The organism is Terrabacter sp. RAF57, assembly GCF_052113925.1.
In the GTDB taxonomy this organism is placed as follows: Bacteria; Actinomycetota; Actinomycetes; order Actinomycetales; family Dermatophilaceae; genus Terrabacter.
This window is the reverse complement of sequence record NZ_JBFRDT010000010.1, coordinates 24,709-47,598: the sequence shown is the minus strand read 5'-3', so window position 1 is coordinate 47,598 and position 22,890 is coordinate 24,709. Positions and strand designations below refer to the sequence as shown.

General features: G+C 71.9%; 21 protein-coding genes. 16 read left to right on the top strand and 5 right to left on the bottom strand.

The features are described 5' to 3' along the window. Positions 1-7: 7 nt before the first annotated feature. The 4 genes from ispG to AB4Y83_RS12835 all read left to right on the top strand — a co-directional run bounded on the left by ispG (position 8) and on the right by AB4Y83_RS12835 (position 3,251). Entirely contained in the window at positions 8-1,168 is a 1,161-nt protein-coding gene (ispG, locus tag AB4Y83_RS12850; protein ID WP_056769951.1) for a flavodoxin-dependent (E)-4-hydroxy-3-methylbut-2-enyl-diphosphate synthase, read from the top strand. Position 1,169: 1 nt separating this feature from the next. Then, positions 1,170-1,847, top strand: coding sequence for a uridine kinase (locus tag AB4Y83_RS12845; RefSeq protein ID WP_442297111.1), 678 nt, complete (start codon positions 1,170-1,172; stop codon positions 1,845-1,847). Between the two features lie 116 nt (positions 1,848-1,963). After that, positions 1,964-2,809 carry a GNAT family N-acetyltransferase gene (locus AB4Y83_RS12840; RefSeq protein ID WP_235508605.1) on the top strand — a complete coding sequence of 282 codons (846 nt, stop codon included), beginning with the start codon at positions 1,964-1,966 and terminating at the stop codon, positions 2,807-2,809. A gap of 31 nt (positions 2,810-2,840) precedes the next feature. Next, positions 2,841-3,251 (top strand): DoxX family protein, encoded by a 411-nt coding sequence (locus AB4Y83_RS12835; RefSeq protein ID WP_442274798.1) that lies wholly within the window; start codon positions 2,841-2,843, stop codon positions 3,249-3,251. Between the two features lie 4 nt (positions 3,252-3,255). Here AB4Y83_RS12835 and AB4Y83_RS12830 read toward each other — a convergent pair whose 3' ends face one another. From AB4Y83_RS12830 to mmsA, 5 genes are all read right to left on the bottom strand, one after another. Further along, the gene (locus AB4Y83_RS12830) at positions 3,256-4,110 is read right to left on the bottom strand and encodes a GNAT family N-acetyltransferase (RefSeq protein WP_442297110.1); all 855 of its coding nucleotides are present in this window, start codon (positions 4,108-4,110) and stop codon (positions 3,256-3,258) included. A gap of 267 nt (positions 4,111-4,377) precedes the next feature. Next, a complete protein-coding gene (locus AB4Y83_RS12825) occupies positions 4,378-5,181 on the bottom strand; it encodes a methyltransferase domain-containing protein (protein WP_442297109.1) in 804 nt (267 codons plus the stop codon). Positions 5,182-5,294: 113 nt separating this feature from the next. Beyond that, on the bottom strand, positions 5,295-6,398 hold the full coding sequence (locus tag AB4Y83_RS12820) for a substrate-binding domain-containing protein (RefSeq protein WP_442274795.1): 1,104 nt from the start codon (positions 6,396-6,398) through the stop codon (positions 5,295-5,297). 127 nt (positions 6,399-6,525) lie between these two features. Beyond that, on the bottom strand, positions 6,526-7,824 hold the full coding sequence (gene mmsB / locus AB4Y83_RS12815; RefSeq protein WP_056769927.1) for a multiple monosaccharide ABC transporter permease: 1,299 nt from the start codon (positions 7,822-7,824) through the stop codon (positions 6,526-6,528). A 65-nt stretch (positions 7,825-7,889) separates the two neighbouring features. Beyond that, a complete protein-coding gene (gene mmsA / locus AB4Y83_RS12810; RefSeq protein WP_442274880.1) occupies positions 7,890-9,431 on the bottom strand; it encodes a multiple monosaccharide ABC transporter ATP-binding protein in 1,542 nt (513 codons plus the stop codon). A 441-nt stretch (positions 9,432-9,872) separates the two neighbouring features. Between mmsA and AB4Y83_RS12805 the strand changes: the two genes are divergently transcribed. From AB4Y83_RS12805 to AB4Y83_RS12750, 12 genes are all read left to right on the top strand, one after another. After that, on the top strand, positions 9,873-11,651 hold the full coding sequence (locus AB4Y83_RS12805; RefSeq protein ID WP_442297108.1) for a proline--tRNA ligase: 1,779 nt from the start codon (positions 9,873-9,875) through the stop codon (positions 11,649-11,651). Continuing rightward, entirely contained in the window at positions 11,648-12,397 is a 750-nt protein-coding gene (locus AB4Y83_RS12800; RefSeq protein ID WP_442297107.1) for an HAD family hydrolase, read from the top strand. Before AB4Y83_RS12805 ends, AB4Y83_RS12800 begins: the two co-directional genes overlap by 4 nt. Further along, positions 12,394-13,176, top strand: coding sequence for a TSUP family transporter (locus AB4Y83_RS12795; protein WP_442274792.1), 783 nt, complete (start codon positions 12,394-12,396; stop codon positions 13,174-13,176). The genes AB4Y83_RS12800 and AB4Y83_RS12795 overlap by 4 nt, the downstream gene beginning before the upstream one ends. Positions 13,177-13,400: 224 nt before the next feature. After that, positions 13,401-14,423, top strand: a complete 1,023-nt coding sequence (locus AB4Y83_RS12790) for a 3-oxoacyl-ACP synthase III family protein (protein ID WP_442297106.1) — start codon at positions 13,401-13,403, stop codon at positions 14,421-14,423. Next, positions 14,420-15,211, top strand: a complete 792-nt coding sequence (locus tag AB4Y83_RS12785; protein WP_442297105.1) for a glycosyltransferase family 2 protein — start codon at positions 14,420-14,422, stop codon at positions 15,209-15,211. The genes AB4Y83_RS12790 and AB4Y83_RS12785 overlap by 4 nt, the downstream gene beginning before the upstream one ends. After that, positions 15,208-16,461, top strand: coding sequence for a cytochrome P450 (locus AB4Y83_RS12780; RefSeq protein ID WP_442297104.1), 1,254 nt, complete (start codon positions 15,208-15,210; stop codon positions 16,459-16,461). The genes AB4Y83_RS12785 and AB4Y83_RS12780 overlap by 4 nt, the downstream gene beginning before the upstream one ends. Beyond that, positions 16,458-18,032, top strand: a complete 1,575-nt coding sequence (locus AB4Y83_RS12775; RefSeq protein ID WP_442297103.1) for a class I adenylate-forming enzyme family protein — start codon at positions 16,458-16,460, stop codon at positions 18,030-18,032. The genes AB4Y83_RS12780 and AB4Y83_RS12775 overlap by 4 nt, the downstream gene beginning before the upstream one ends. Then, positions 18,029-18,991, top strand: coding sequence for an NAD-dependent epimerase/dehydratase family protein (locus AB4Y83_RS12770; protein ID WP_442297102.1), 963 nt, complete (start codon positions 18,029-18,031; stop codon positions 18,989-18,991). The genes AB4Y83_RS12775 and AB4Y83_RS12770 overlap by 4 nt, the downstream gene beginning before the upstream one ends. A gap of 50 nt (positions 18,992-19,041) precedes the next feature. Beyond that, positions 19,042-20,463, top strand: coding sequence for a ferredoxin reductase family protein (locus tag AB4Y83_RS12765; RefSeq protein ID WP_442297101.1), 1,422 nt, complete (start codon positions 19,042-19,044; stop codon positions 20,461-20,463). Positions 20,464-20,529: 66 nt separating this feature from the next. Then, on the top strand, positions 20,530-21,117 hold the full coding sequence (locus AB4Y83_RS12760; RefSeq protein ID WP_442297100.1) for an FMN-binding protein: 588 nt from the start codon (positions 20,530-20,532) through the stop codon (positions 21,115-21,117). A gap of 34 nt (positions 21,118-21,151) precedes the next feature. Next, positions 21,152-21,952, top strand: coding sequence for an FAD:protein FMN transferase (locus AB4Y83_RS12755; protein ID WP_442297099.1), 801 nt, complete (start codon positions 21,152-21,154; stop codon positions 21,950-21,952). Positions 21,953-22,438: 486 nt separating this feature from the next. Further along, positions 22,439-22,849 (top strand): hypothetical protein, encoded by a 411-nt coding sequence (locus AB4Y83_RS12750; protein WP_442297098.1) that lies wholly within the window; start codon positions 22,439-22,441, stop codon positions 22,847-22,849. Positions 22,850-22,890: the final 41 nt, after the last annotated feature.

Sequence of the window (22,890 nt, the reverse complement as noted above, 5' to 3'; positions counted from 1 at the left end):
TGGCGGCATGAGCGTCTCCCTCGGTATGCCGCCCCTGCCCCCGCCGGTCCTCGCCCCGCGGCGACAGACCCGCCAGATCCAGGTCGGCAAGGTCGGTGTCGGGAGCGACTTCCCGGTCTCGGTGCAGTCGATGACGACGACGCCCACGACCGACATCAACGCGACGCTCCAGCAGATCGCCGAGCTGACGGCCTCCGGCTGCGACATCGTGCGCGTGGCCTGCCCGAGCCAGGACGACGCCGACGCCCTGCCGGCGATCGCGCGCAAGAGCCAGATCCCGGTCATCGCCGACATCCACTTCCAGCCGAAGTACGTCTACGCGGCCATCGACGCCGGCTGCGCGGCCGTGCGCGTCAACCCGGGCAACATCCGCCAGTTCGACGACCAGGTCAAGGAGATCGCCAAGGCGGCCAAGGACGCCGGCGTCTCCATCCGCATCGGCGTCAACGCCGGCAGCCTCGACAAGCGGATCATGGAGAAGTACGGCAAGGCGACGCCCGAGGCGCTCGTCGAGTCGGCGGTCTGGGAGGCGGGCCTCTTCGAGGAGCACGACTTCCACGACTTCAAGATCTCGGTCAAGCACAACGACCCGGTCATCATGGTGCGCGCCTACGAGCTGCTCGCCGAGCGCGGCGACTGGCCCCTCCACCTCGGTGTCACCGAGGCCGGCCCCGCCTTCCAGGGCACCATCAAGTCGGCGACGGCCTTCGGCGCCCTCCTCTCGCGCGGCATCGGCGACACGATCCGCGTCTCCCTCTCGGCGCCGCCGGTCGAGGAGGTCAAGGTCGGCATCCAGATCCTCCAGAGCCTCAACCTGCGCCCGCGCAAGCTCGAGATCGTCTCGTGCCCCTCGTGCGGCCGCGCCCAGGTCGACGTCTACACGCTCGCCGACCAGGTCACCGCCGGCCTCGAGGGCATGACGGTCCCGTTGCGCGTCGCCGTCATGGGCTGCGTCGTCAACGGCCCGGGGGAGGCCCGCGAGGCCGACCTCGGGGTCGCGTCCGGCAACGGCAAGGGCCAGATCTTCGTCAAGGGCGAGGTCATCAAGACCGTCCCCGAGGCGCAGATCGTCGAGACGCTCATCGAGGAGGCCATGCGTCTCGCCGAGGAGATGGGCGAGCCGGTCGACGAGGAGTCGGCCGGGGCCCCGAGCGTCTCCGTCAGCTGAGGTGCGTGCCCCCGTCCGCTCGACCGAGCGGTATGCCGTCCTGCGCGACCTCGCCGAGCGTGTCGTCGCGCTCCGGCCGGGTGAGCGCGTGGCCGTGGCGGTCGACGGGTTCGACGGCGCCGGCAAGACGGTCCTCGCCGACCAGCTGGCCGAGGTGATCGGCGGTCTCGACGCCGCGCGTGACGTGCTGCGCGTCTCCATCGACGGCTTCCACCGGCCCAGGGCCCAGCGCATCGCGCGGGGTCGCGGGCCGGAGACCTTCTACGAGGACTCCTACGACTACGACGCGTTCCGGCGCGCCGTCGTCGAGCCCTTCCGCCGCGGCGAGCCGGTCACCCCGGCTGTCAACGACGTCGAGGCCGACGAGCCGGCGCGGGCCGCCCCCGTCGCCGTCGGACCCGACACGGTGCTGCTCGTCGACGGGATCTTCCTCCAGCGCCCCGAGCTCACCGACGTCTGGGACGCCGCCGTCTGGGTCGACGTCCCTTTCAGCGTCTCGGTGCCCCGGGGCAACGCCCGCTTCGGGGACGGCCACGACCCCGACCCGGCGGCGGAGGCGAACCGCCGCTACGTCGAGGGCCAGCGGCTCTACCTCGCGGCCACCAACCCGCGGGCCCGTGCGACGTGGGTGCTCGACAACACCGACCTCGAGCGGCCCGTCCTCGTCGCGCCACGCTGAGACCCAGCCCCGGCAGCTGCCCGGCAGCTGCCCGGCACCTGTCTGCACGGTGGTCGTGACGGGTTCGTGAGGCGCGCCGGGGTGACACCCGGCCCGCGGGCAGGCACTCTTGGGTGGTGCTCCGCCAACGCCTCCCCGTGCGACCGCTGTCGGTGGTCGACCACGACGCCGCGCTCGAGGTGTGCGCGCGTGACCGGGTGGCCAACGCCTTCGTCGCCGCCCGCATCGTCGAGGGATCGCTGCGCACGTCCCCGGGCGCGCTCCTCGGGCACTGGGGGGACGGTGAGCTGCGCGGCCTCGCCTGGGTCAGCGCCAACGTCGTGCCGGTGGAGCTCGACGACGACGGCGTCGCGGCCGTCGCGTCGCGGATCAGCAGGATGCGCCGTCAGTGCGCCTCGATCTTCGGCCCGAGCGGGCAGGTCGGCGGTCTGTGGGACCGGCTCGGCCCGACGTGGGGCCCTGTTCGCGCGATCCGCACCCAGCAGCCGCTGCTGACGACGCGCACGCGCCCGTCGGCTCTCGGCCTGAGCCTCGACGCCGGGGTGCGCCCGGCGCGGATGGACGAGGTCGACCTCGTGCTGCCGGCTGCGGCGCACATGTTCACCGAGGAGATCGGCTACCCGCCCTACTTCGGCTCCGACCGCGGCTACCGGGCGAGCATCGCCGCGCTGATCCGCGCCGGCCACACCTTCGTCAAGATCGAGGACGGCGAGGTCGTCTTCAAGGCCGACGTCGGCTCGCTCGCCCTCGGCTGCGCCCAGGTCCAGGGGGTCTGGCTGCACCCTCGGCTACGCGGACAGGGTCTCTCGGTGCCGGCCATGGCGAGCGTCGTCGAGCAGGTCCTGTCGGGCCTGGCCGACGAGGTGTCGCTCTACGTCAACGACTTCAACGTCGCGGCCCGGGCGACCTACGAGCGGTGCGGTTTCCGCGAGGTCGGCTCGTTCACGACGGTGCTGCTCTAGCGTCCTCGGGAGCCCGGCCTAGGGTGGGCTCATGAAGACCGCGACGAACGCCCCGCTCGGCAAGGACGTCATCGCCCTGGCCGGCCTCTTCCTCACCTCGGGCACGATGCACTTCGTCAAGCCTGAGCCCTTCGAGGCGATGGTGCCGAAGCAGCTGCCGTCTCGTCGCGCACTCGTGTATGCCTCCGGCGCGCTCGAGATCGCCTGCGCCGTAGGGCTGTTCATCCCTCGCACGCGTCGCGTGGCCGGTCTCGCGTCGGCGGCCCTTCTCGTCGCGGTCTTCCCGGCGAACGTCACGATGACGGGCCACGCCAAGCGTCGCCTCGACCGGAAGCCGGACGACGCGAAGCGGCAGGGCTACCTCGCCGCGACCGTCGCGCGGTTGCCGCTCCAGTGGCCGATGATCCGCACGGCGCTGCGCGCCGGGGGAGTGATGCGCTGAGGCGTCAGGCCTGCTCGCCGAACGCGATGCTGATGCTGTCACCGACACGGCGGTAGCCCATCGCCGTGTAGATGGCGTTCGACGTCGGGTTGGCGAGGTCGGTGTAGAGCATGCAGGCCTCGCCCGCGTCGAGGCGGGCGCTGCTGAGGGCGGCGACGACACCGCTCGCGTAGCCGTGTCCGCGCAGCTCCGGTGGGGTCCACACCCCTGAGATGCGGGTGACACCGCCGCTGGCGGGGGAGGCGTAGGCCATCGACACGGTGCGCCCGGCGTCCTCCCAGAGGCCCACCCGTCCGTCGGCGACGTGCCGGTCGAGCGATGGGACGACCCGGCCCTGGCCCTCGATCGCGTCGACGAACTGCTGGTGCCAGCCGTCGACGAGCGCCGTGTCGGCGTCCGTCGCGAGCCGGAAGGAGCCGCTCACCTCGAAGGGCACGTGCGGCGGCGTCGGGAGGTCGAAGCGGCCCACCTCCATGGCGACCCTCGACGTCGCTCCCGTGCGCGCGACCCACTCCGTGGCGAAGGCCTCGGCCGGTCTGCGCTGGCCGCCGACGCCGGGCAGCACGTCGCACCGGTCCGCGAGCAGGGCCGCGAGGTCGCGGGCCTCGTCGGCGCTGGCGAGCCCGATGTGCAGCGGATGGGGCGGCGTGTGCATGAACGCGCCCACGACCGCACCCGACGCGTCGGTGGCGGCCCACCACCGGGCCCCGACGTAGCGGCTCCGGTCGACGACGAGACCGTCCGTCACGTTCGCGACGACGCTCAGTGCCTCCGGCTCGCGCGCCACGAGGCCCGCGAACCGAGCCTGTGCCTCGGCGGCGTCGGTGACGAGCGTGAACGTGCTGGAGGAGCGCGACATACGGCAACTCTCGCAAAGGTCGTGGGGACGTCGCGACCGGATTCCGGGCCCGACCGCGGGATCGGCGTGTCGGTCTCCTGCGCAGGCCGTGGGCGCGGTGGCTGTGGGCTCGGTGTCCCGACACCGCGGTCTTCGTGCCGGGGCTCGTCGACTACCGGCAGACCCTACCGGTGACCGGCGTGGTGACGACGGTCACCGGTCTCGTGCTCTGCCTGTCGACGGTCACCTCGGACACCGACCCGCGCCGTGGCGCTCGTGCGCCTGGTGTCAGACGTGGGCGACGAGCTCGGCGTGGGTCATCGCGAACCACGCGTCGGGGTGCCTCGACCAGTCCTGCCACGCGGCGCTGATCTCCGCGAGCTCGTCGGCCGTGACGAGACCGCGCTCGAGCGCCTGCGCCGCGAAGGTCGACTCGAGCGTGCGCCGTGCCCACGTGCCGCCCCACCACGCGCACTGCTCGGGCGTCGCGTACGTCCACAGCGAGGCCGACGGCGTGAGCCGGGAGAGACCGGCCGCGTGCGCCCAGGCGACGAGGTGGCGGCCGGCGTCCGGCTCGGCGTGGTTGAGGCGCGCGAGGTGGCGGTACAGCTCGAGCCAGCGGGTCATCCCCTGCGACGCCGGGTGCCACACCATCGAGGCGTAGTCGACGTCGCGCACCGCGACGACGCCACCGGGGCGCGTGACCCGCGCCATCTCGCGCAGGGCTCCCACGGGGTCGGGGAGGTGCTGGAGCACCTGGTGCGCGTGGACGACGTCGAAGGACCCGGCGGCATACGGAAGGGCCATGACGTCGGCGCGCTCGAAGCGGGTGCGCTCGTCACCTCGCGCGGCGGCGTGGCTGCGGGCCTGCTCGAGGGGGCCGTCGACGTTCTCGACCCCGACCACGACGCCCGAGGGGCCGACGGCCGCGGCGAGGTCGAGGGTGATCGTGCCGGGCCCGCAGCCGACGTCGAGGACCCGCAGGCCGTCGTGCAGGTGGGGGAGCAGGTAGGCCGCCGAGTCGGCGGCCGTCCGCGCGCCGTGCGACGCGAGGACGCTCGCGTGGTGACCGTGGAGGTAGACGTCCGCCATGGCGCGACGCTACGCCTCGTCCGCGGCACGAGGTGGGGCCGTCCACGCACGACGAAGGCCCGCCCCAGGACGGGGCGGGCCTCCACCGAGTGCCGTGACCGGGTGGTCTCAGCTCACTTGGTGAGCGGGGCCAGCGTCGGGTCGTTCGCGTAGGCCTCGGCTGCGTTCTCCTTGGTCACGATGACCGGGGGGAGCAGGTTGGCCGGGACGACCTTGACACCGTTGTTGTAGGACTTGGTGTCGTTGACCGTCGGGGCCTGGCCCTTCTGGAGGGCGGTGACCATGGCGATGGTCTCCTTGACGAGGTTGCGGGTGTCCTTGTTGATCGTGGAGTACTGCTCACCCGCCATGATCGACTTGACCGACTCGACCTCGGAGTCCTGGCCGGTCACGATCGGCACGGGCTTGCCGGCCGCCTTGACCGAGGTGATGATCGCGCGGGCCAGGGTGTCGTTGGGCGACAGGACGCCGTCGAGCGCTGCGCTCGTGTAGTTGGCCGCGAGGAGCGTGTCCATGCGCTTCTGGGCGTTCTCGGCCTTCCAGCCCTGGGTGACGACCTGGTTGAAGTCCTTCTGGCCGGAGACGACCTTGAGGGTGCCGTCGTCGATCTTCGGCTGGAGCACCTTCATGGCGCCGTCGAAGAAGACCTGGGCGTTCGCGTCGTCGGGCGAGCCGGCGAAGAGCTCGATGTTGTACGGGCCGTTCGGCTTCTTCTTGGCCATGCCGTCGAGCAGGGCCTGACCCTGCAGCTCGCCGACCTTGAAGTTGTCGTAGGCCACGTAGTAGTCCACGGCCGCGGTGTTCTTCACGAGACGGTCGTAGGCGATGACTGTCGCGCCGGCGTCCTTGGCGGCCTTGAGCTGGGTGCCCAGCTGCGAGCCGTCGATGGCACCGACGACGATGACCTTGGCGCCCTTGGTGACCATGGCGGAGATCTGGTTCTGCTGCTCGGACACGCCGCCGTTGGCGAACTGGACGTCGCCCTGGAATCCGGCTGCCGACAGTCCGTCCTTGAACAGCTGCTCGGCGAGCACCCAGTTCTCCGACGTCTTCTGCGGCAGGGCGACGCCGATGACGGCGTTGGCGGGGAATCCCGCCGCAGCGGATCCGCCGTTCGATGCGCCCGGCGTCGTGCCGGTGTCGCTGCTCCGACCGCAACCGGTCAGAACAAGGGCGGCCACAGCCGTGACGCCCAGCACCTTGGTAAAGGTACGCATGTGCTCTCTTTCCTCTCATCGCGTCCGGGCGGAGCGCGGATCCCTCTCGGTCGCGGGCGGGCGCCCTGACCGGGTCTCTGGTGGTTCTTGGGTGGGTCTGGGGGGTTCGTCGGGCCGAGCCGGCGGCTCAGCTGGACTGGCGGATGGTCTCGGAGACGGGAGTCGTCTCGGTGGCCGCGGACGGCGACGGTGGGGCGGATGAGTCGTCGTCGCTTCCGCCGCGTCGGAAGTTGCGGGTCAGCATGCCGAGGAGCGACACGCGGCCCTGCGACTTGTTGTAGACGTCGAAGGCGACGGCGACGAGGAGCACGAGGCCCTTGATCATCTGCGTCGCGTCGGCGCCGATTCCCTTGAGCTGCAGGCCGTTGTTGAGCACGGCCATGACGAGGCCTCCGACGATGGAGCCGACGACGGTGCCGACACCGCCGGTGACGGCGGCGCCACCGATGAAGACGGCGGCGATGGCGTCGAGCTCCCAGCCGACACCGTCGGACGGACCGGAGGCGGTCGAGCGCGCCACGAAGATCATGCCGGCGAGGGCCGCCAGGATCGACATGTTCATCATGACGAGGAAGTTGACCTTCTTGCTCTTCACACCGGACAGCTCGGCCGCGTGGCGGTTGCCGCCGACGGCGTAGATGTGGCGGCCGATGACGGTGCGGTTGGAGATGAAGCCGTAGAGCAGGACGAGCACGGCCAGGATGATCCCGGAGATGGGGAAGGACGTGCCGGGGCGGCCGGAGCCGAAGAGCAGCGTCGCACCGATGATGGCGGCGCAGATCAGGCCGAGCCGCACCCACATGACCCACGCCTCCTCGACGTCGGCTCCGAGCTTGACGAGGGCGCGACGGCTGCGGAGGCTGCCGACGACGATCCCGACGGCGAGCAGCAGCCCGATGAGGACGGTGAGGTTGTTGTAGCCGGTGTCAGGCCCGACCTCGGGGAGGTAGCCGCCGCCGATGACCTGGAAGTCCTCGGAGACCGGCACCGAGTTGGACTTGCCGACGTACTGGTTCGCGCCGCGGAAGAGCAGCATGCCCGAGAGCGTCACGATGAACGCCGGGATGCCGACGTAGGCGGTCCACATCCCCTGCCACGCCCCGACGAGGGCGCCGATCGCGAGGCCGAGGAGGATGCCCATCCACCAGCTGAGGTTCCAGTCACGCATCGCGATGGCCACGCAGATGCCGACGAACGCCGCGACGGAGCCGACGGACAGGTCGATGTGGCCGGCGATGATGACGAGCACCATGCCGATGGCGAGCACGAGGATGTAGGAGTTCTGCTGGAAGATGTTGATGACGTTGTCCGGCGTGAGCGTCAGCCCGCCGGTCCAGATCTGGAAGAAGATGATCAGCGCCACGAGGGCGAAGATCATGCCGAGCTGACGGGTGTCGCCACCGAAGATCTTCTTGACCTTGTCCATGGGTGCAGTCCTGGCTGTGTCGGGTGTGGATGGGGGAGGTGTCGGGTCCGGCGTCTCGGCGCCGGTCACGCGCTCTCGCGCGTGGTCGCCTCGGAGCCGCCGTGGGTGCGCCGGGTCATGAGGCGCATCAGGGACTCCTGGTCGGCCTCCTCACGGGACAGCACGCCGGTGACCGCGCCCTCGGCGATCGTGTAGATGCGGTCGGACAGGCCGATCAGCTCGGGGAGCTCGGACGAGACGAGGATGACGCCCTTGCCCTCCGAGGCCATCCTCTGGATGATCCCGTAGATCTCGAACTTGGCGCCGACGTCGATGCCGCGCGTGGGCTCGTCGAGGATGAGCAGGTCCGGCTCGGTGAAGAGCCACTTCGCGAGGACGACCTTCTGCTGGTTGCCGCCGGAGAGCTTCGAGACCCCCTCGTCGACGTTGGGAGCCTTGGTGCGCAGGGACTTCCGATAGGACTCGGCGAAGTTGTACTCCTCGCGCTCGTCGACGACGAAGCCGTGGGTGATGCGCGAGAGCCGCGCCGAGACCGTGGTGCGCTTGATGTCGTCGAGGAGGTTGAGACCCAACGTCTTGCGGTCCTCGGTGACGTAGGCGAGGCCGGCGTCGATGGCGTCGGAGACGGACCGCAGTCGCACCTCCTTGCCGTCCTTGAGGATGGTGCCCTCGACGTAGGTGCCGTAGGAGCGGCCGAAGAGGCTGCGCATGAGCTCGGTGCGCCCGGCGCCCATGAGGCCGGCGAAGCCGACGATCTCGCCGCGGCGGACGAAGAAGTCGCTGTGCTTGGCCACGAGCCGGTCGGCCACGCTGGGGTGGCGCACCGTCCAGTTGCGCACCTCGAAGAAGACCTCGCCGATGTCGGGGGTGTGGTCGGGGAAGCGCGACTCGAGGTCACGGCCGACCATGCCGCGGATGATGCGGTTCTCGTCGACGCCGTCCTCCTTCACGCGGAGGGTCTCGATCGACTTGCCGTCGCGGATGATGGTGATGGAGTCGGCGATCTGCTCGATCTCGTTGAGCTTGTGGCTGATCATGATGCAGGTGACGCCCTTGGAGCGCAGCCCCGCGATGAGGTCGAGCAGGTGCTGGGAGTCGCCCTCGTTCAGCGCGGCGGTCGGCTCGTCGAGGATGAGCAGCTTGACGTCCTTGGAGAGCGCCTTGGCGATCTCGACGAGCTGTTGCTTGCCGACGCCGATGTCACGGATCTTGGTGTCGGGCTCCTCGTCGAGGCCGACGCGGGCGAGCAGCTCGCGCGCCTTGACGCGGGTCGAGAGCCAGTTGATGACGCCGCTCCTGGCCGTCTCGTTGCCGAGGAAGATGTTCTCGGCGATCGACATCTCCGGGATGAGCGCGAGCTCCTGGTGGATGATGACGATGCCGGCGTGCTCGCTGTCGCGGATGTTGTTGAACTCGCACAGCTGACCCTCGAAGTGGATCTCGCCGTCGTAGGTGCCCGCGGGGTGCACCCCTGAGAGCACCTTCATGAGGGTGGACTTGCCGGCGCCGTTCTCCCCGCAGATCGCGTGGACCTCTCCGCGGCGCACGGCCATGGAGACGTTCGAGAGCGCCTTGACGCCGGGGAACTCCTTGGTGATGTCCCGCATCTCGAGGATGACGCTGCCGGGCGGGTTCGCGGCGGGGGCCGCGGCGCCGGTGCTGTCCGCACCCGAGGATCCAGGAGCCGGGATGGAGGGGTCGCTCATCTGGTCGTCAGCACTCCTTTGTGGTGTTTCGTGAGGCGCGAACGCCCTCCCCGATTGTTGCTCACCGTTCACCCGTGCGTGGCCGAACACCCCGTCGTGTTGTCACAAGGACGTCACGATGTCTGGACGAGTTCGACCGCACCTGCCGATCCGGCAGGCTCACTGAACACGCGGGGCTACTCGCCGGTCAAGCCCGTGACCGGTTCCTGTCCGGTCAGGACGGGAAGTGGACAGGACACGGGCCAACGGGGCATCCCGGGCGGCCGATATCCTGCCGGGGTTCCGCACCCGCGCGCACGAGTCACGCCGCGCCGTGCACCCTGCACCACTCGAGGAGTCCCGGTGGCCCTGCACATGTCGTCCCTGTTCCTGCGAACCCTTCGCGAGGACCCGGCGGACGCAGAGGTCCCGAGCCACCGGCTGCTCGTCCGCGCCGGCTACGTGCGGCGGGTCAGCCCCGGTGTCTACACGTGGCTGCCCCTCGGCCTGCGCGTCCTGCGCAACGTCGAGAAGATCGTCCGCGAGGAGATGGACGCCATCGGCGCCCAGGAGCTGCTCTTCCCGGCGCTGCTGCCCAAGGAGCCCTTCGAGGCCACCGGTCGCTGGACCGAGTACGGCGACAACATCTTCCGCCTCCAGGACCGCAAGGGCGCCGACCACCTCCTCGGCCCGACCCATGAGGAGATGTTCACCCTCACGGTCAAGGACCTCTACAGCTCCTACAAGGACCTGCCGCTCTCGATCTACCAGATCCAGACGAAGTACCGCGACGAGGCGCGACCCCGTGCCGGCGTGCTGCGCGGCCGCGAGTTCGTCATGAAGGACAGCTACTCCTTCGACGTCGACGCCGCCGGCCTCGAGAAGAGCTACCAGCTGCACCGCGAGGCCTACGTCCGCATCTTCGACCGCCTCGGCTTCCACTACGTCATCGTCGAGGCGATGGCGGGCGCCATGGGCGGCAGCAAGAGCGAGGAGTTCCTCGCGACGGCCGAGGTCGGCGAGGACACCTACGTGCGGTGCACGAGCTGCGGGTATGCCGCCAACGTCGAGGCCGTGCGTGTGCCCACCCCCGACCCCGTCGGCTGGGACGGCGTGCCCACCGCGCACGCCGAGGACACGCCTGACACCCCGACCATCGACACGCTCGTCGCACACCTCAACGAGCGCTTCCCGCGCGAGGACCGCCCGTGGGCCGCTGGCGACACGTTGAAGAACGTCGTCGTGACGCTCGTCCAGCCCGACGGCACCCGCGAGCCGCTCGCCATCGGCGTCCCCGGTGACCGCGAGGTCGACGAGAAGCGCCTTGGCGCGCAGGTCGAGCCGGCGGAGGTGGAGGCCTTCACCGAGGCCGACTTCGCGGCCAACCCGGCGCTCGTCAAGGGCTACATCGGCCCGGGTGCGCTCGGGCTCGAGGGCACGACCGGCATCCGCTACCTCCTCGACCCCCGGATCGCAGAGGGCAGCCGCTGGGTCACCGGCGCCAACGTCGCCGGCCAGCACGTCATCGACCTCGTCGCCGGTCGCGACTTCGCGGCTGACGGCACCATCGAGGCCGCCGAGGTCCGCGCCGGTGACGCCTGCCCGAACTGCGACCACACGCTCTCGACGGCCCGCGGCATCGAGATGGGCCACGTCTTCCAGCTCGGCACGAAGTACGCCGAGGCGCTCGATCTCAAGGTGCTCGACCAGAACGGCAAGCTCGTCACGGTCGTCATGGGCTCCTACGGGGTCGGTGTCTCGCGCGCCGTGGCGTGCGTCGTCGAGGGCAACCACGACGAGTCGGGGATCATCTGGCCGCGCGAGCTCGCACCCGCCGACGTCCACGTCGTCGTGGCCGGCAAGGACGAGGCCCTCTTCGTCAAGGCCGAGGAGATCGCCCGCGAGCTCGAGATCCAGGGCCTCACCGTCCTCGTCGACGACCGCAAGGGCGTCAGCCCCGGCGTGAAGTTCAAGGACTCCGAGCTCGTCGGCATCCCGACGATCCTCGTCATCGGCCGCGGCCTCGCCGACGGGACGGTCGAGATCAAGGACCGTCGCACGGGCGAGCGCCGGGAGGTCGCCGTCGACGACGCCGTGGCCGCCCTGACCGCCGAGGTCACCGCGGAGGTCGAGCGCTCGTGACGGCGGCCGTCCCGCCCGTGCGGGCCGTCCTCTTCGACTGGGGCGGCACCATCACGCCCTGGCACGAGGTGGACTTCCACGCGACGTGGGGGGCGTATGCCGCCGGGCTCGGTCACACGGGCGACGCGCACGCCGCGTTCGTCGCGGCCATCTGCGCGGCCGAGGACGCCGCGTGGCGCCGTGGGCGCAGCGGCGGCGGCAGCGCACGCCTGCACGAGCTGCTCGAGTCGGTCGGCGTCACGGACGGCCACCCGGGCGCCGAGGAGGCGCTCACGGCATACCGCACCTTGTGGGAGCCGCACACGATCACGGCGCCGGAGATCCGCCCGCTGTGGGAAAGCCTGCGCGAGAAGGGGATTCGTGTCGGTGTGCTGTCCAACACGCTGTGGGACCGCGACTACCACCGGTCGATCTTCGAGCGGGACGGCGTCCTTGACCTCGTCGACGTCGACGTCTACTCCAGCGAGACCCCGTGGGTGAAGCCGCAGCCCGAGATCTTCGCCCACGCCGCCCGTGCGGCCGGTGTCGAGCCCGCTGAGTGCGCCTACGTCGGCGACCGGTCCTACGAGGACGTGCACGGTCCGCAGCAGGTCGGCATGCGCGCCATCTGGGTGCCGCACTCGAGCATCCCGCTCGATCAGCAGGTCTCGCACGACGCGACGCCCGACGCCGTGGCTCACGAGATCACCGACGTGCTGACGATCGTCGAGTCCTGGAACGCCCGCGCCGACGGTGCGGACGCGTGAGCGACCCGACCCTCACGACCCTCGCGTTCCTCGCGGCCGCGGCGTTCGTCGCGGGCTGGATCGACGCCGTCGTCGGTGGCGGCGGCCTCGTGCAGCTGCCGGCGCTGCTCATCGGCCTCCCCGGCGCGTCGCCGGCGCAGCTGCTCGCGACGAACAAGTTCGGCTCGATCTTCGGCACGGCGACGAGCTCGGTCACCTTCTACCGTCGCGTGCGCCCCGACCTGCGCACGGCGCTGCCGATGGCGGCCGTCGCCTACGTCGGGTCGATCGGCGGGGCGCTCATCGGGCTGCACATCCCCAAGTCGGCCTTCAACCCGATCATCCTCGTGCTCCTCGTCCTCGTCGGTGCGTACACGCTCTTCAAGCCGGACCTCGGCTCGGAGTCGATCCGCCGCTTCCACGGCGCCAAGCACACCGTGCTCGCGATGCTGACCGGCTTCAGCATCGGGGTCTACGACGGCGCGCTGGGCCCGGGCACCGGCAGCTTCCTCGTCTTCGCCCTCGTGGGCCTGCTCGGCTACAACTTCCTCGAGGCGAGCGCCAAGGCCAAGATCGCGAACTTCGCGACGAACCTCGGTGCGCTGACCGTCTTCCTGCCGATGGGTCTCGTCATCTTCAAGGTCGGGGTCGTCATCGCCGGGGCCAACCTGCTCGGCGGCTACGTCGGGGCGCGCACGGCCGTGGCGAAGGGGAGCGGCTTCGTGCGCGTCGTCTTCGTCCTCGTCGTCAGCGCCTTCATCGTCAAAATAGGCGGGAGCCTGCTCGGCTGGTGGCCCTGACGGGTCGGACCGGTCGAGTCGGACCCGTCGGGTCGGGTCTCAGGCACGGGCCACGACGAAGCGTCGGTAGGTGGGGATGAGCACCCGACGAGCCGGCTCGCGGTCGGAGCGGACGCCACGGGCCTGAGTACGTCGGCTCAGCGCGGGTGGTATCCGCTCACCGTAAACTGCCCGCACGGCTCCGGAGGGGGCCACGACGCCGAGTCAGGGAGGGCCGCGTTCGCATGTCCAGTCGCCCGTCCAGCCGGATCGTCGGGGTCAGCGCGCACGTCGCCGAGCACGTCCTCACCATCGAGGAGGTCGAGGCCCGCGTCGTCGGCGCGAGCGACGGCTTCGTGCCTGAGCCCGGGGTCCTTGGACGTCTCACGGGAGTGCGGCGCATCCACCACGCCGGTCCCGACACGCAGGCGTCCGACCTGGCCGCAGAGGCGGCGCGCACGTCACTGGCCTTGCTGGGCCTCGAGGTCGCCGACGTCGACCTCCTCGTCTTCGCCTCGGCGTCGCAGGACCTCGTCGAGCCCGCCACCGCGCACATCGTGGCCGACCTGCTCGGTGCCCGGTGCCCCGTCATGGACGTCAAGAACGCGTGCAACTCCTGGCTCAACGGCGTCCAGGTCGCTGAGGCCCTCATCGCCACGGGGCAGTACGAACGCGTGCTCGTCGTCACCGGTGAGATGCCGTCGCGCGCGGCGCGCTGGCGCGTGCGCGACGCCCGGCAGTTCGTCGAGTCGGTGCCCGGCTACACCATGAGTGACGCGGGGGCCGCAGCGCTCGTCGAGCGAGCCTCTCCCGGCGCGCGCGGGGAGATCCTGCACCGCTGGTTCACCGCGGAGTCGCGGCACTGGTCCGTGGGCCAGCTCCCCGCCGGCGGCACCCGCCATCCCCGCGACGTCGACAAGGGCTACTTCGTCATGGACGGCGCGCGCCTGCGTCAGGCCTTCGACAGCGTCGACGTGGAGGAGATCCACCGAGCCCTCAAGGCCGACGGTCTCGGGGTCGAGGACTTCGCGGCCGTCGCCGTCCACCAGGTCGCGATGCCCTACCTCGACGTCTTCGCCGCACGCCTCGGCCTGCGTCGCGACCTCGTCGTCGAGACGCTGCCCGACCACGGCAACTGCGCCTCCGCCACCCTGCCCCTCCAGTGGCAGCAGATCGAGCGGCTCGACCTGGCCCGCCCGGGTGAGCCCGTCCTGCTCGTGGGCCTGGCCGGAGGCATCAGCGTGGGCACGATGGCGGTGCGGTGGTGAACGCTCCCGCGCCCCTGGGTGCCGGGGGAGTCCGCCTCTGGGTCGTCGTCCCGGCCTTCAACGAGCAGGAGGGCATCGGGCGGACCATCGCCGCGATCGCAGCGCAGCGTGACCGCGACTTCACGCTCGTCGTCGTCGACAACGCCAGCACGGACGGGACCGCGGACGAGGTCGAAAGGGTCTGTGCGGCATACGATCTCGGCGTCTCGATCGTCACCGAGCCGCGCAAGGGCACGGGCGCGGCCTCCGACACGGGTGTGCGCCACGCCATCGCGCACGGAGCGACGCACGTGCTGCGCACCGACGCCGACACGGTGCCGGTCCGCGAGTGGACCGCCGTCGGTCGGCGTGCCTTCGCCGGCGGCGCCGACCTCGTGACCGGGCCGATGCGGGCGCGCACCGACGAGGTGCGCCTGCAGCCGTGGGAACGGGTCGTGCTGCCCGGGGTCATCGGCCTGTGCCAGACGTTCGGCCGCTTCCGTCCGAGCAACCGGTCTCCCGAGCTGCACGGGCCCTACCGGATGAGCCCCGGGTGCAACATCGGTGTCAGCGCCGCGGCCTACGAGGCGAGCGGTGGCTTTCCGCGCACCGCCATCGAGGAGGTCCACGAGGACCGGGAGCTCGTCAACCGGGTGCGCCGGGTCAGCTCCCGCATCGAGTACCACCGTGGCCTCGTCGTGCACGCGTCGGTTCGACGCCTCCGGGCCTACGGCCTGCGCAACACCCTGCGGTGGTACCTCGACCACGGCCACCACCCCGACGTCGTCGACGTTCGGGGCGTCGCGTGAGGGCGCTCGCGCGCACCGACCCGGGGAGCCGCTGGGAGTCACGGCTGATCCGCTCGGCACACCCCGTCGTGGCCCGCGTCGTCGACGTGGCCGTGTCGCGGCGCGGAGTGGTACGCGTGCCCGGCGTCGGCGTGCTCGTGGCGGACCCGCGGTCGGCACGGCGGGTGCTCACCGACACCGACGCCTTCGCCAAGAACGGCCCGGGGTCGTCCGGAGCACTCTGGACCCCGGTGCTCGGCGACCGGGTGCTGCTCAACATGGAGGGCGACGACCACCGCGGCCTGCGGCACACCCTCGCCGACCTCTTCTCGCCCCGGGTCGTGCGCGAGGTCTGCGACGCGGCGGCCCGTCCCATCGTCGCGGGGGCCGCGGCGCGGCTGCGCGTGGGGGAGGAGGTCGACGTCGTCCGGCTCGCCCGTGAGGTGTCCGCCGCCGTGATCGGGGCGGTCGTCGGGCTCGACCCCGAGACCCCGCCGTCGGTGCTCCTGGAGGCGAGCGACGCCATCGAGTCGATGGTCACGTGGCGCACCCGCACCTTCGACGACGCCGCGGCACAGCGGGCGCGCGCGGCGCTCGCCGTGGTGCAGGACGCCGCCGAGTCCGCCCATGCCGCCGCCTCGTCCGCCACGGTCATGGGTCGGCTGGCAGAGCGGGGCGCCGCGCTCGACGACGCGCGGTCGCTGGCCGCCGCGCTCTTCCTCACCGGCACGGGCACGGTCAGCAGTGCGTTGCCGCGGATCGTCGGCCAGCTGGCCGACGCGGGCCTGCTCGAGCCTCGCGCGGCGACGGCGTGCCGGCTCGACGACGTGGTCGCCGAGGGTCTGCGCATGACGACGCCGAGCCTCGCGACCCTGCGACGGGTCGTTCGCCCGACCGAGATCGACGGGGTCCGGCTTCGCGCCGACGAGCGCGTCGTCGTGCTCCTGTGGTGGGCGACGCGGCGCGACGGGGGCTTCGAGCCGGGACGACCCGCCACGGGCGACCTGCGCCACCTGTGGTTCGGAGCCGGCTCGCACTTCTGCCTCGGCGCCCCCCTCGCGCTCGCCGAGCTGCAGGCCATGACCGGCATGCTCCTGGAGCTCGCGGGAGAGCACGGGCTCGTCGTGACGTCGCGTCGGGCCGCCCGACGCGTTCTCGTGCCGAGATACGCCGAGCTCACGGTCCGCTGCCCGGCCGCCAACCGTGCGAGGGCGAGGGCGGGCTCGGGGGCGGGCGCGACCGGCGCCAGGAGCGCGGGCCGGGCGGCATGACCGACGGGGCCGACCTCGTCACGGCGCTCCTCGCCCGGGCGGCCACCGAGCCGCACCGGGTGGCGATCCGGGACCACCGGGCCCGGTCGGTCACCTACGGCGAGCTCGGCTGCGACGTCCGTGCCGTGGCGGCCCACCTCACCGCCCACGGGGTCGGGCCGGGTGACGGGGTGCTGCTCGCCGTCCGGCCCTCGCCGCGCGCCGTGGCGGCTGCACTCGGTGTCGTGCTGGCCGGGGGTGTCGTCGTCGTGGCCGACCCCGGCGCGGGGCAGGCGCTGCTCGACGTGCGGCGTCGCGTCGTGCCCGTGCACGCGGCGGTCGCGGACACCCTCGTGCACGCCGCCGGTCACCGGCCGCTCTCGGCACTGCTCGCGCGCCTGCCGGCCACGTCGGGCCTGCAGCTGCCCGACCTGTCTACGGCCGGGCTCGTCCACGTCGTCACCGGTCCACGGCTCCCCGGGGTGCCGCGCTCCGCCACCCGGTGGGAGCACCTGCCGCCGGCGCATTCGGCACCCGTCGTCGGGGACCCCGTGCGCGACGCACTCGTCGTCTTCACGTCGGGCTCGACCGCCGCGCCCCGTGCGGTCGTGCACACCCTCGCGTCGCTCTCGGCGGGGGTCGGCGCCGCCGTCTCGGCACTCGGCCTCGACACCGACGACACCATGCACACCGACCAGCTGATGATCGGCCTGCCGACCCTCGTGGCCGGTGCGGTCTGGTCGCTGCCGCCGGTCACGGCGTCACCGGACGCGTGGCTGCGGCAGGCGGCACGCGAGTCAGCCACCCACGCGTACGCCGTCCCGGCCAAGGTGCTCGCAGCGGCCAGCCGAGGACTGCCACCGACCGTGCGGCACGTCGCCATGGGTGGGGCCCCCGTGCTGCCGGCCACGGTGCGACGTCTCGAGGTGCTGGCCCCGGGCGTGGACGTGCGCGCCGTCTACGGACTCACCGAAGCGCTGCCGGTCGCCGTCGCCACCGGGGCCGACGTGCTGGCGTCACCCTCCGGGCGCACGAGCCTCGGGCGGCCACTACCCGGCGTCGCGGTGCGCATCGACGAGCCGGGGACTGACGGGGTGGGCGAGGTCGTCGTGCGGGCGGCGCAGGCGCGGCACCGTCTCGCGGGGGAGCCGCCGAGTCAGGAGGTGCGCACCGGCGACCTCGGCGAGCTGGCCGCCGACGGCACGCTCCTGCTCGCCGGTCGGGCCAAGAACATGATCATCCGCGGACAGGCCAACATCTACCCGGAGCTCGTCGAGCCGCTCCTCCTCGACCGGCTCGGCGACGTCGTCCGCGACTGTGCCCTCGTCGGGCTGCCCGACGCGGTCTCGGGCGACGAGCACGTCGTCCTCGCCGTCGTCCCGGTCGGCGGCCTCGGCAGAGCCCACCCGTCGACGGCGTCACGGGTGAGCCGTCTCGTCCACGGCGCCTGGGCGGCGCTCGCCGACGAGGCCTGGCGTCCCGACGACGTCGTCCTCGTCGACGCGCTGCCGCGGCGGGGCCGCTCCGGCGTGGTCGACCTCGATGCGCTGCGGGCCGTCGTCTCCCACGACCGGGCGGGTGCGGTCCGATGAGGGTCGCCGTGACCGGAGCCAGCGGCTTCGTGGGCGCCGCTGTCGTCGACCGGCTGCTCGACCGTGGCCACGAGGTGCTCGCACTGTCCCGGCGACCGGTTCGGGCGCGCCCCGGGCTCGTGCACCGTCCGTGGGACCTCACGACCGGTGTCCTGCCCGACCCGTCGCCTGTCGACGTCGTCGTCCATGCCGCCGCGCACGTCGACGAGTGGGCACCCCGGGCCGTCCACGACGCCGTCACCGTGGGCGGCACGCGTGCGGTCCTCGCGACGTGGCCCCGCGCCAGAGTCGTGCTCGTCTCGTCGTGCAGCGTCTACCCCCTTCGGCCCCCCGCCGGCTCCGGGCACGTCTTCACCGAGGACGTGCCGGTGACGACGCACCACCTGTCCTCCTACTCGCGCGCCAAGGCCGACCAGGAGCGGCTCGTCCTCGGGCGCGCGGGCAGCGTCGTGCTCCGACCCCACGCCGTCCACGGTCCCGGCGACCCGACCCTCCTCCCGCGGCTCGAGCGCGCCCGACGCCGTGGCCGGCTGCTGTGCCCCGGCAGCGCTGACACGCTCGTCCACCTCACGGACGTGCGGCTGGTCGCAGATGCCGCCGTCGCCGCCAGCGAATCCGTTTGCGGCAGAGCGGTGCTCAACGTCGCCGATGATCACGCTCTGCCGCTCGCCGTGGTCGCGGCCGGTGTCGCCAAGGCCAACGGATGGCCCGAGCGCCCGCTCCTCCCCGGAGCGGGCGTCGCCTGGGCCGCTGCGCTGGCCCTCGAGGCCACCGCCCGGATGACCCGGGCGTCCACGCCTCCGCTGCTCACGGCATACGTCGTCTCGCACCTCGCGGTCACGCGCGTCTTCGACACGACCAGGCTGCGCGAGCAGCTCGGCGTCCTGCCGGCTGCGACAGACCTGTCCCGATGGCGCCACGAGAGCACGGGCCACGGGGACGGCGACTCATACGACTGACACCCCGTCGACACAGCGCACGCACAGGGTCCGCCACAAATGTGTGTGACATGACCTCTCTCGCCCTCCCCGAGAGCCGCGACCTCTCGGTGCCGGCCGCGTCACGACGCCAGGCCCTTGCTCCGACGCCCCGCTGGTGGCGCGACGCCTCCGCCGTCTTCGCCTGGGGGGTCACGCTCTTCGTCGTGGCGCTCTGGGTCGCGGGGGGAGGGCTGGCCGCCTTCGGCTCGCTGGGTGAGAGCCTCACCAACATCGGCCGCCTCGCCGGGCTCGTCGCCTCGGTGCTGATGCTCCTGCAGGTGCTGCTCATGGCGCGCATCCCGCTCGTCGAGCAGGCCTGGGGACAGGACGAGCTCGCCCGCGTGCACCGGCTCGTCGGCTTCACCTCGTTCAACCTCATGATCGCCCACATCGCCCTCGTCACCGTCGGCTACAGCGCCGGCACCGACCTCGGCGTCGTCGCCACCTTCGTCGACCAGGTCCTGCACTCCCCGGGCATGCTGCTCGCCCTCGCCGGCACGATCGCGCTCGTCATGGTCGTCGTCACCTCCGTGAAGAAGGCTCGGGCCAGGCTTCGCTACGAGTCGTGGCACCTGCTGCACCTCTACGCCTACCTCGGGGCCGGCCTCGCGCTGCCGCACCAGCTCTGGACGGGGGCGGACTTCAACGCGAACGTCACCGCGACGGTGTTCTGGTGGGGTCTGTACGCCTTTGCACTGGTCGCCGTCCTCGTCTACCGGGTGGGTCTGCCGCTCATCCGCTCGCGCCGCCACCGTCTGGTCGTCTCCGCGGTCGTCGCCGAGTCCCCGACCGTGACCTCCGTCGTCATGACGGGCCGCCGCCTCGACCGTCTGCCCGTCCGTGCCGGCCAGTTCTTCCAGTGGCGCTTCCTCGACGGCGCGGGCTGGACCCGAGGCAACCCGTACTCGCTGTCCGCCGCGCCCGACGGTCGCTCGCTCCGGATCACGGCCGAGGCCGTCGGTGGCTCGAGCGCACGCCTCGCGACCCTCCGCCGGGGCACCAAGGTCCTCGTCGAGGGTCCGTACGGCCGCCTGCACGCCGGGGTCCGCACGAGGGAGAAGGCCGTGCTCATCGGAGCCGGCATCGGCATCACGCCGCTGCGCGCCATCCTCGAGGAGCTTCCCGCGTCGCCGGACGGTGTCGTCGTCATCTATCGCGTCGGAAGCCAGTCCGACATCGTCCTCGGCGACGAGCTGCTCGACCTCGCCCGCGCCAAGGGCGGCCGCGTCGTCGCCGTCGTCGGCCACCGCAACCGCGAGCGCGACAGCTGGCTCCCCGTCGACTCACGACACCTCAGCGACGTCGAGGCCTTGACCCGGATCGTCCCCGACATCGCCGAGCGCGACGTCTACGTGTGCGGCAACCCCGCCTGGATGGACACCGTCATCACCGCCGCCCACGAGGCAGGCGTACCCCAGGACGCCGTCCACCACGAGCGCTTCGCCTACTGAGACCTCGCAGCCGTCGCGCCCGACTCCGTGACGTGCGAACCGAACCGAACCGAATCGAGCCCCCCAATGCGTCGCATCGTCCTCTGGGCCATGAGCACCCTGACCGTGCTCGTCCTCCTCTTCAGCTACAGCACGTCCCGCAGCTCGTCCGCCGTCGTGGCCGCCCAGACCCGGCCGGTGACGGCGAGCGGCAAGACCTCCGACAGCACCGGCTCCACGTCCGGGTCGTCGTCCGCGTCCTCGACCGACTCCTCCGGTCAGGAGCCGGCCGACGACACGACCACCGACGACACGACCACCTCGGGCACGACTTCGTCGGGCTCGAGCTCGTCGGGCTCGTCCTCGGGCTCGTCCGGCTCGACGAGCACCTCGTCCGCGGCCAAGACGTATGCCGGTGACGCCGTCATGACCCGCTACGGCAACGTCCAGGTCCAGATCACCGTCACGAGCGGCAAGATCACGGCCGCCGAGGTGCTCCAGGTCCCCTGGAACGACCGGCACGACCAGATGATCAACTCGGCCGCCGTCCCGGTCTACAACCAGGAGGCCGTCAGCGCCCAGTCGGCGCAGATCGACGTCGTGTCCGGTGCCACGTACACGTGGGACGGCTACACGCAGTCCCTTCAGTCCGCCATCGACCAGGCCAACCTCTGAGGCACTCTTGAGACAGGCGACCAAGGAGCGAACCATGAGCCGACCCGTCACCCGACCGCGCCAGCCCGGCGTCCCCGACCCCGCCCCGGCCCCGGCACGGCGCGCATGGGTCGAGCAGATCATGGGCATGCCGATCTCCATCCACCTGCGGGGCGCCGACGTCGACGGTCTCGCCGCCCACGAGGCGGTGGCGTCGGCCTTCCGGATCCTGCGCGAGATGGACTCGATCTTCTCGACCTACCGCGAGGACTCCGACCTCATGCGGCTGCGCCGCGAGGAGGTGCAGGTCTCGCAGTGCAGTCCCCTCGTCGAGGAGGCGCTGCGCATCGGGCAGGAGGCCGAGGTGCTGACCCGGGGGGCGTTCACGACCCTGCTGCCCACGGGCGACGGTGACCTCGCGTTCGACCCGACCGGCCTCGTCAAGGGGTGGGCCGTCGACCGTGCGTCCGTGCCCCTGTCCGACCTGGAGCGGATCTCCTTCTGCATCAACGCCGGTGGCGACATCCTGATCGGCGCCCACGCCGACATGCCCGCTGACGGACCCGAGGCCATCGCCTGGCGGATCGGCGTCGAGGATCCTCTCGACCGGCAGCGGATCGCGAACACCCTGGCGCTGACGCGCGGGGCCGTGGCGACCTCGGGGACCGCGGCCCGGGGCGCCCACCTCTACGACCCGGCCACCGGTGAGCTCGTCGGACGTCCCGGATCGGTGACGGTGACCGGACCGACCCTCCTCTGGGCCGACATCTGGGCCACGGCACTCTTCGTCGGCTCGGAGCGCACGAGCGAAGCCTTCGCCACGAACGCGACGGACTACCTCTCGACGGCCCTCTGAGCCGACCTGGCCCGCCCGGGCGGCGGGGCGCTCGGCCGCCCGGGCGCCGGCCGCTCGGCCGCTCGGGGGATGCTCCGCGAGGACAAAGGGCGCACGGCTGCCCGAACCGGGAAGGCCTTGAGGCTTTCTTGCGGAAACCATGCGTGCCCGGGGGTTCGCACCTTGCAGTCGGCGCGGAAGAGTCGTCCTCATCAGCAGCAACGGTCGGGGGACCGGCTCGCTGACTCAGAGACCTTCGGGCGAGTGCCCGCCGATCCGGGGAGGAGAGCGCCATGACCATCAGCACCGACACTGACCCTGCAGTGACGGTGCGCGGTCGCGGCGCCCTCCCCGGTCGGGGGGCCCACTCGGAGCTCTCGGTGGGGGGAGTGGACCGGAGCGGGACGGGCCAGTTGGTGGGAGGCCGGCCCGTCCCGACCCGGAACATCGCCCGACGTCCGCGGCGCCGCGGGACGGCTCTGGCCCCGGACGCCTTCGGCGCCGGCCGTGGCCGCTGAGCAGGTCGTGAGCCCGGCCTGTCCCGGACTCACGGTCGACGAGCTCGACCCGAGGGCACTGACCCGTCTCGCATCGGAGCTCGAGAGCGACGACCTCGCTCGCTCCATCGCCCAGACCTACCTGCGGATGCTTGATGCCCGGCTGGCCCGCGCCGCGTCCGCGCTCGACCGCCGCGACGAGGTCGCGGCGATGGACGTCCTGCTGAGCCTGCGCGTCTCGTCGGCCACCGTCGGACTCGTCCGGCTCGAGTCGGCCGTGCTCTGCGTCATCGAGGCGGTCAGTCGCGGTGAGACCGAGCTGGCCCGCGAACGCGGGACGTCGATGCTCGGTCTGGCCCCGGGTGCTCGCGTCGCGCTGCGGTCGCACCTCGACCACTCGGCACCGCCCGTCGGCGCCTGACCTCCGACGCGTCGACACGAGCGGGCGGCCCAGCGGCCCAG